Source organism: Streptomyces sp. NPDC107454 (assembly GCF_055582885.1).
The window spans coordinates 166,664-174,242 of record NZ_JBVJPA010000024.1 but is presented as its reverse complement, the minus strand read 5'-3'; the positions used below and the strand labels follow the sequence as shown (position 1 = coordinate 174,242).

Sequence of the window (7,579 nt, the reverse complement as noted above, 5' to 3'; positions counted from 1 at the left end):
CTCCGCCGGGACCAGGCGATCACGGCGCTCCGTGCCGCGGGTAGTGCACACGCCGTGTCCGGCTCCGCCGGACCAGATGCGGCGACGCTCCGCGTGGCGACCCTCAGATTCGCTTCACCACCGGGCTGAAGCCCGATGCACTGCGAATGAATCCCGGTAGCGCTGGGGCCCGAACGCCGCGAGGTAGGCAGAGTCGCCGCGCTGGTCGTCCGTGGAGGAGCGTATGTCGTGGTTCCCCGCCAGGACGCTGTAGGGCACCTTGCCGTGGATGGTCCTGAAGGTGTCGGCGGCGAGTGCGATCTCCTGCTCGGTGCCGTGTTCCGTGACGTCACCGAGGTGCGTCATGAAGGCGATGTTCGCCTCCTCCCGCTCGGCGGCGAGGTAGCGGAACGTGGCGCGCAGGGGTGCCGGGTCGGCGCTGTCGGCGTCGAAGAGGTATTGCGTGTCGGGCAGGACGGCCAGCGCGAAGCGGGGGCTCTCGGTGTCGAAGGGGGACCGGCCGCCGCTGTGGGCTGCCGGGTCGGCGTGTGCCGGGGTCGCCTCGAATACGGTCGCCACCGCGCCGACCGCGGGTATGGCGACCGCGGCCTGCAGCAGTGCGCGTCTGTCCAGCCGGTTGTGGTGCCCTGCTATGCTCATGTGCCCTCCAGATGAGGAACGTCGGGTTCGCAAGGCACAGTCCTGAGCGGCCGTGGCCACGTGGTGGCAGGTAGCTGAACGCCGAATTCTGTTCGCCGCACGTTTGGCTTCCGCCGCCACGGACCGCACGTTTGGCTTCCGCCGCCGCGGTACGAGGCGGGGTGCGCCGCCGGAAGAACCGCTCGCGTGCGCCGTCCCGGCCGGCTCGCCCACTGCCCCTCCTCCCCCTCCCCCGCTGCCGTCTGCGGGGGAATCGGCTCCGCCGGGGCACGGCCCGGGGGCGGGAGCAGCCGTAGGCGAGCGGGTCGTGGCCGTACGGCGTGAAGCGGCCGCCCCTCGTACGGACTGCCCCTTGCACGGACTGCCCCTCCAGAGCCGGCAGTTGTGCCCGGCCGTCTGCCCGGCTCGCGCAGGGCCTCCTGCCCGGCCCCGCTCCCCCGGGCCGGGCAGGCCCCGTCGCCTTTCCTGCGGCCCGCCCCCGAGCGGCAGGCCCTCGGCGTCCCGTCGTCGGCCGGTCAGGAGGCCGGTCAGCGGGTCAGTCGTGGTCCTCCTCGCGCTGGTGCGCCGCGACCAGGGCCTCGATCATGTCGACGGCGCTGCCCTCGTGGTCGCTGCCGGCTGTTCCGCTGCCCTGCTGGATGTTCGCGGTCCGGTCGACCTCGAGGATCGAGTCGGCGTGCGAGTTGTCGAGGACGGTGATCAGGCTGTCGCCCGCGGCCGCCGGTGTTGCCGCGGCGCCCAGCAGGGCTACCGCCAGCACGGCGGCCGTGCGCAGTCGCGGTGGTGGGACGCGTGCCGGTGTCACGCGCTCACGCCCTGGGGCTCGGGCCGCCGTCGGGCGATGTTGCGCTCCAGCAGCTGGGTGGCGGTCTTGACGCCGACGCCGTCCGCCGCGTTCACCACGGGGAGCCGGCCGTCCGCCGTTTTGAGGTCGGCGAGCGCGGAGTGCATGGCCTGGTGGGCGGCGAACAGACACGGTGTGCTGTAGATGGCGACGTCCACGCCGAGTTCGGACAGTTCGGTCAGTGAGAGCCGGGGGGACTTGCCGCCCGCGATCTGGTTGAACAGCAGGGGCTTGTCGCCCACCACTTTGCGGATCCGCCGGATCCACTCCACGCTGCGTACTCCGTCGACCAGGACCACGTCCGCGTCGGTCGCGGCCAGTTCCTCGGCCCGGTGCAGGATGTCGTTCTCGTCGGTGGCGTCCGTACGGGCCACCACCACCAGGTCCTGCCGGGTCGCCAGTACCATCTCCAGTTTGGCGAGGTACTCCGACAGCGGCAGCACCTGCTTGCCGTCGGCGTGCCCGCACCGGCGCGGGCGCTTCTGGTCCTCCAGGATCACACCCGACGCCCCGATCCGCTCCAGTCCCTCCACGACATGGCAGGCGACCTCGGGGTCGACGTATCCGTCGTCGATGTCCACCAGGAGGTGGTGGCGCGGGAACGCGCCCCGCAGCCGCTGGACGAACGCCACCATGTCCGGCCAGGCGATGAAGCCGATGTCCGGCAGCCCGTAGTACGAGGCCGCGAAGCCGAAGCCGGAGACGAACATCCCGTCATAGTGCTCGGCCGCGATCGACGCCGAGTACATGTCATACACGCCGATCAGCGGAGTGGTCTCCGGCCCGGCGATCTGTTCCCTCAGCTTCTTCCCGTAGGTCAACGTCCGGTTCCTCTCGTGGGGTTGAACACGTCGCGTGGAAAAAGGCCGCCGCAACACGACCGTCCTTTGCCAGAACAAGAGGATTCCTATAGCGACAGCGGACTCTCCCCTTGGAAGGGCTTTACTCACCTCAATGGCGCAAGCGGTTCACCGGAGAAACGTCACTGGTCCTCCCTCCGGGCCGCCCAGTTGATCTCGCCGCGCGGACGGGCGCGGAAGCCCGGTCCGCGCGGACGGCCGGGGCGTGGCCGAGGGCATTCAAAAAAGCAGCCCCGCCTCCGGAATACCGGAGGCGGGGCTGTGCGGAGCGCCGGGCAGGCCTTGCACCTGCATCTCCCCGCAGGAAGCGGGGCATCTTTCCTTGGACCACCAACGCGCGGCTGACCGCCGGAAGTTCGGGCGGCTCGCTCAAGATCAATGATAGCGCAGTCCCGGCGTCCCGGATCACGCGGCGGCGCAGGAACCGGACCGGCTGCCGTGCGGGGCAGCGTCCGATTCCCCGAGTGTTCAGATCACTCTGCCATTCAAGTCACTCTGCCGTTCAAGTCACTCGGGTGTTCAGGCCAGCGGAATGGTGACTTCGTCCTCGACCGGCGGGTCGAGTTCCTGCGCGCGGTGTCCGGTGGCCGCGAAGCAGCGCAGCCGGACCGACTCCGGGGTGACGTCCAGGCGCAGGAAGCACTTGAAGAACGGCGGGCTGTAGGTCGCCGAGCTCGGCGAGAAGAGCTGGGTGTAGATCTTCCGCACGGGCAGGCGGAAGCGCGAGGTGCGCTCGGGTCGGCCGCCCGCGCCCAGCAGGCTCGCGATCAGGCGGGTGCGCCGGGTGACGCGGGCGGGCGGGCCCTGGGTGCGGGTCGGCGGGATGCCGAGGCGCTCGGCGACGACGGCTGCCGCCTCGGCCTCGGTGAGGGTGAACAGGCGGCGCAGGCGGAGCCGGTGTCCGTAGAGCCTGCTGTAGAAGGCGAGGGAGTCGCCGCGCAGCGGGTAGCAGCGGAACTCCTGCTCGGTGACGTCCGCGACGCAGACGCGGGGGATGGTGTGGGTGGCGTGCATGAAGGCTCCGCCGCCGCCCGACACCACGTACTGGATGGTGCGGCCGTCGACCTGCACCGGGTAGCGCTGGTAGTTGTGGATGTCGCCGCCTATGGCCGCGAGGTAGCGGTGGTCGGGGTCGCGGACGAGGTCGTCGACGGTGCCGCCGCCTTCGATGGGGCAAGGGTGGTGTTCGCCGTCCACGTACAGGGGCGAGCCGGTGACGAGGATCTTGGGGAGAGGTCCCTTGGACACCTCGCGCAGCCATGCGCCCTGCTCGGCGTCGATGGTTCCCAGCAGTCCCGTGTCGATGCCTATGATCCGCACCGGACCGGCGTCGATGGCCCAGTACGGGCCCGGCTGGACGGCCCGTTGGGCCGGCGAGGAGCGCAACTTGCGTGCCTCGGCGAGGTGTTGTCCGTCGGCCGGGTGCGGCCGGTGCCACAGCAGCGACCGCAGCCAGGCCCGTGAGAGGGGGCGCGGCGCGGGCTGTGGGGCGAGGGGCGGGGCGTCGTCGCAGAAGACGCGCATGAAGCCGCCGAGGTCTTCGTACCAGTCGTGGTTGCCGGGTATCGCGTATATGGGTGCCTGGTAGTCCTGGTAGGGGCGGAAGAACTTCGTGCCGTAGTCGTCCGCCCGGCCGACGGGGTAGATCACGTCGCTGGCGATGACGGCGAACTTCGTTTCCTGGCTGGCCTTCAGGAAGCCGGGGACGACGGCGTATTGGGGATCGTCGCCCTCGCCGGTGTCTCCGATGACCATGAAGGAGAAGTGGTCCGGGTCGTCGCGCCGGATCACCTTGGCGGCGGGTGCTCCGGCGGCCGTCCGCTGTGCCACCCAGCGGCTGCGGGTGCGGCCCGTGGGGTCCCCGAGCCAGGAAGCCAGTACGCCGTTGCGTGCGGCCCACAGGGTCTTCGGGTTGAGCCATGAGAGCTTGTCGACCTGGTGCGGCATCAGGTGCTTGTACTCGCCGTGTTCCAGGGTGCCCCAGCCGGCGCCTTCGGCGGTATCGCGTGAAGAGTCAGACACCGGTGAACCGTAGCAACGATCCAGGAACGGGCCGGGGATGGGTGCGTCGGGACACTGCCGCCTCTGCGTGCTCCGGGCGGGCGTGGACGTCGAGTTCGCCCCCTGCGCATCGGGCCGTGGCCATGCTCGGCGGCCTCGCTCCTTTCCGGCTTCCCGTCTTCCCGTCGCGGCCGGACAGCGACGTCGGGTCGTCGCCTGACGTCCGCCCGGCTCAGGACAGCCCGCGGACTCCACCAATCCCGGGGCGAATCGGGACCCCTCCCGCCCTCCCCGCCCTCCCCGGCATCACCCGGATCAGGCTGCCCCCAGCTGCGCCGCCTTGCGGGCAGCCTCCTCGTAGCCGGTACGCGCCGCACCGACACCAACCCGGCTGCTCGACGCCGACCACGGCTCAGGGGGGCGGGCGGCGGACGGCGGGCCACCCAGGCCCGTGGCCCTGGCCCTGGCCCTGGCCGGACTGGGCAGTTTTCGAGAAGCACCGGTGGCCCGGCCGCCCCTACCGTCGAAGACATGAACTCCATCGGCTCCGTCACCCTCGAGGTGGCCGACACCACGGCCGCCGCCCGCTTCTACTCCACCGCCTTCGGACTGGACTCGTCGCAAGTGCGCCTGCGCGCCTCCGAAGCCCCCACAACCGGCTTCCGCGGTTTCACCTTGTCGCTCGTGGTGTCCCAGCCGGGCAACGTCGACGCCCTCGTCGGCGCGGCCCTCGACGCCGGCGCCACCGCCCTCAAGCCCACCTCGAAGTCACTGTGGGGCTACGGCGGCGGCGTTCAGGCCCCGGACGGCACGATCTGGAAGATCGCGACGTCGACGAAGAAGGACACGGGTCCGGTCACCCGGGACTTCGACGAACTCGTGCTCCTGCTGGGCGTCGAGGACGTGAAGGCCAGCAAGCAGTTCTACGTCGAGCAGGGCCTCACCGTGGGCAAGAGCTTCGGCGGCAAGTACGTCGAGTTCGCCACCGGGCCGGGCCCCGTCAAGCTGGCTCTGTACAAGCGCCGCGCTCTCGCCAAGGACGCGGGTGTCCCCGCCGACGGCACCGGATCACACCGGCTCGTGCTCTCCAGCACCGCCGGCCCGTTCAGCGACCCGGACGGGTTCGCCTGGGAAACCACTGCTCCCCTGACCGCCACCGCCTGAGCCGAGTCGTCTCCGTTTCCTGTGCCGGCAGCGGCGAACGTGAGACTGGCAGCGAGGATGGCGAGCGCAGTGGATGCCGCGCGCATTCGGGTGCTGATCCGCATGATCCACTCCCGTGGGAGTCCGTGGGGTGACTGAGTGAGCCTCTTGCTCTGAGGGGGCTCACTGAGGTGTGGCCGCGGGCCGGAGCGAGTGGCTCGAGTCTGGTGGCCGCAGGGGGAAGGGAAGACTCCCCCTGGCCGGGTCGGCCCGGAAGCGCCCCTCCACCGCGGCGACGGTCGAGGGGCGCCAGGTCGGCAGCAGCCTCAGCCCTGGTTCATGACCACCGGGGAGTTCTGGTAGGCCGCAAGCAGCCACTTGCCGTCCTGCCGGACAAGCACCCAGCTCGCGACCACAAGACGGTCTCCCGGCACCTCGGTTTCGCCCGGGAAGAGGATGCCCGTCTCGCTGACGACCACGGCGGCGTCGTCGTTGAGGAAACGGATGTCCAGTACCTTGTCGGTGGTGGTCGAGCCCTTCAGGAAGGTGCTGAAGCCGACCTTCATGCTCTCGCGGATCTCTTCCCGGGACTTTCGGTAGGACCCGGGCAGAATCGCGCTGGCGTCCTCGGTGTACTCGGCCACGAACGCATCAGCATCGCTGGCATTCCAGGCTTCGTAGACGCCCTTGAGCACGTTGCGGATGGCGGTCTCGTCCGCCGCACGCGTCTGGTTCGCAGTCAAGGTCTTCCTCGCTTCGTCGTACCGGTACAGGTCGCCGCGGCCTGCGGCTCACCGGGAGCCGTCTGCGCTCCGCAGATAGATACCGGCGGCCGGGCCGGAACTCATCGCGCCCGCCGAGATTCTTTTCGAGTGGCGGCTGACAGCGCCCTGACCGGCGATGACGTGTCCGGATCCGGTCGGCTTGCCGCCCCGGAGCCGGCACAGAGGGACCCGCCCGCGTCCCGGCATCGGCAGGGGCCCGCGGAGCAGCCCTCAGGATTCGCTCTTGGTGTCCAGGCCGAACGCCGCAAAGACCTCGATGTCCTGGAACACGGTGGTCCTGCTGATGCCGGCGTTCGTGACGGTGAACACCTGCAGGGTGTGCAACTCGAACGCGCCGCTGTCGCCGCGTCGATAGGCCGCGAAGCCCGGCTGGCCGTTCGCCGCAATCGGGTCGAGACGCCAGCTGCTGCCGGCCTTCGCGAAGACCCAGCCCATGAACCGGGCGTAATTGTCGCGGCCGACGAACCAGTTGAGCATCGGAGGCATCTCCATGAGGACATCGTCGGCGAGGAGCTTCTTGATTCCTTCGATGTCCGCCTTCTCGAATGCCTTCATGTAGCGCTCGACGCAGGCCCGCTGTTCCGTCTGTGAGGGCTCCGCGACACTGTCCTCCCGGACGCCTGCTTCGTTCAGGCGTGCACGCGCCCGCTGCAGCGAACTGTTGACCGAAGCGACCGACGTACCGAGCACGTCCGCGGTCTCGGCCGCCGAGAAGGCGAGCACCTCGCGCAGGATCAACGCGGCACGCTGGCGTGCCGAGAGATGCTGCAGCGCGGCGACGAACGCCAAGCGCAGGCTGCCCCGGTCGACGGCTGCGCCGACCGGGTCCCCCAGGTGCAGCAGCGCGTCGGGCATCGGCTGCAGCCAGGTGACCTCGCCGCCGTGGACGAACGACCGGAGCGGATCGCTTTCCGCGACCATCCCTGACGGCAGCGGTCTGCGGCTGCGGCTCTCCAGGGCATTCAGGCAGGCGTTGGTCGCGATCTGGTACAGCCACGTCCGCAGCGACCCACGGGTTCGGTCGTAACGGGCCCGCGCCCGCCAAGCCCGCAGACAGGTCTCCTGCACCAGGTCTTCGGCGTCGTGAACCGAGCCGAGCATCCGGTAACAGTGGGCGAGCAGCTCCGGTCGGTAGGGCTCGAGTTGGCGGTCGAAGTCCTCCGTCGTGGTCGCCACACCCAGCTCCCTCCCGCTGCGTCCCTCACCGAGGACCCTATTGAACCTCCGCACCGCCGGCGTACACCTCACGCGCCGGCGCCGAGTGCGGGCACACCGACAGGGCGAACCGGGTCTCACAGGCCTGGCTC

The 7,579-nt window shown here is 70.1% G+C and carries 7 protein-coding genes; 1 reads left to right on the top strand and 6 read right to left on the bottom strand.

The window, feature by feature from the left end; all coding sequences use genetic code 11:
- Positions 1-114: 114 nt before the first annotated feature.
- The 4 genes from ACZ69M_RS44435 to ACZ69M_RS44420 form a co-directional block, all read right to left on the bottom strand.
- Complete coding sequence (locus tag ACZ69M_RS44435; protein ID WP_470059215.1) at positions 115-639, bottom strand: metallophosphoesterase; 525 nt, start codon at positions 637-639, stop codon at positions 115-117.
- 535 nt (positions 640-1,174) lie between these two features.
- The gene (locus ACZ69M_RS44430) at positions 1,175-1,444 is read right to left on the bottom strand and encodes a hypothetical protein (protein ID WP_470059213.1); all 270 of its coding nucleotides are present in this window, start codon (positions 1,442-1,444) and stop codon (positions 1,175-1,177) included.
- Complete coding sequence (locus tag ACZ69M_RS44425) at positions 1,441-2,304, bottom strand: isocitrate lyase/PEP mutase family protein (RefSeq protein ID WP_470059211.1); 864 nt, start codon at positions 2,302-2,304, stop codon at positions 1,441-1,443. Before ACZ69M_RS44425 ends, ACZ69M_RS44430 begins: the two co-directional genes overlap by 4 nt.
- 558 nt (positions 2,305-2,862) lie before the next feature.
- Positions 2,863-4,365 (bottom strand): metallophosphoesterase family protein, encoded by a 1,503-nt coding sequence (locus ACZ69M_RS44420; RefSeq protein ID WP_470059209.1) that lies wholly within the window; start codon positions 4,363-4,365, stop codon positions 2,863-2,865.
- A 510-nt stretch (positions 4,366-4,875) separates the two neighbouring features.
- Between ACZ69M_RS44420 and ACZ69M_RS44415 the strand changes: the two genes are divergently transcribed.
- Complete coding sequence (locus tag ACZ69M_RS44415) at positions 4,876-5,508, top strand: glyoxalase (RefSeq protein WP_470059207.1); 633 nt, start codon at positions 4,876-4,878, stop codon at positions 5,506-5,508.
- 305 nt (positions 5,509-5,813) lie between these two features.
- Here the strand turns inward: ACZ69M_RS44415 and ACZ69M_RS44410 are convergent, their stop codons facing one another.
- Together ACZ69M_RS44410 and ACZ69M_RS44405 are read right to left on the bottom strand one after the other, a co-directional pair.
- Complete coding sequence (locus tag ACZ69M_RS44410; protein ID WP_470059205.1) at positions 5,814-6,230, bottom strand: SgcJ/EcaC family oxidoreductase; 417 nt, start codon at positions 6,228-6,230, stop codon at positions 5,814-5,816.
- Between the two features lie 252 nt (positions 6,231-6,482).
- A complete protein-coding gene (locus tag ACZ69M_RS44405; protein WP_470059203.1) occupies positions 6,483-7,448 on the bottom strand; it encodes a sigma-70 family RNA polymerase sigma factor in 966 nt (321 codons plus the stop codon).
- Between the last annotated feature and the right edge of the window lie 131 nt (positions 7,449-7,579).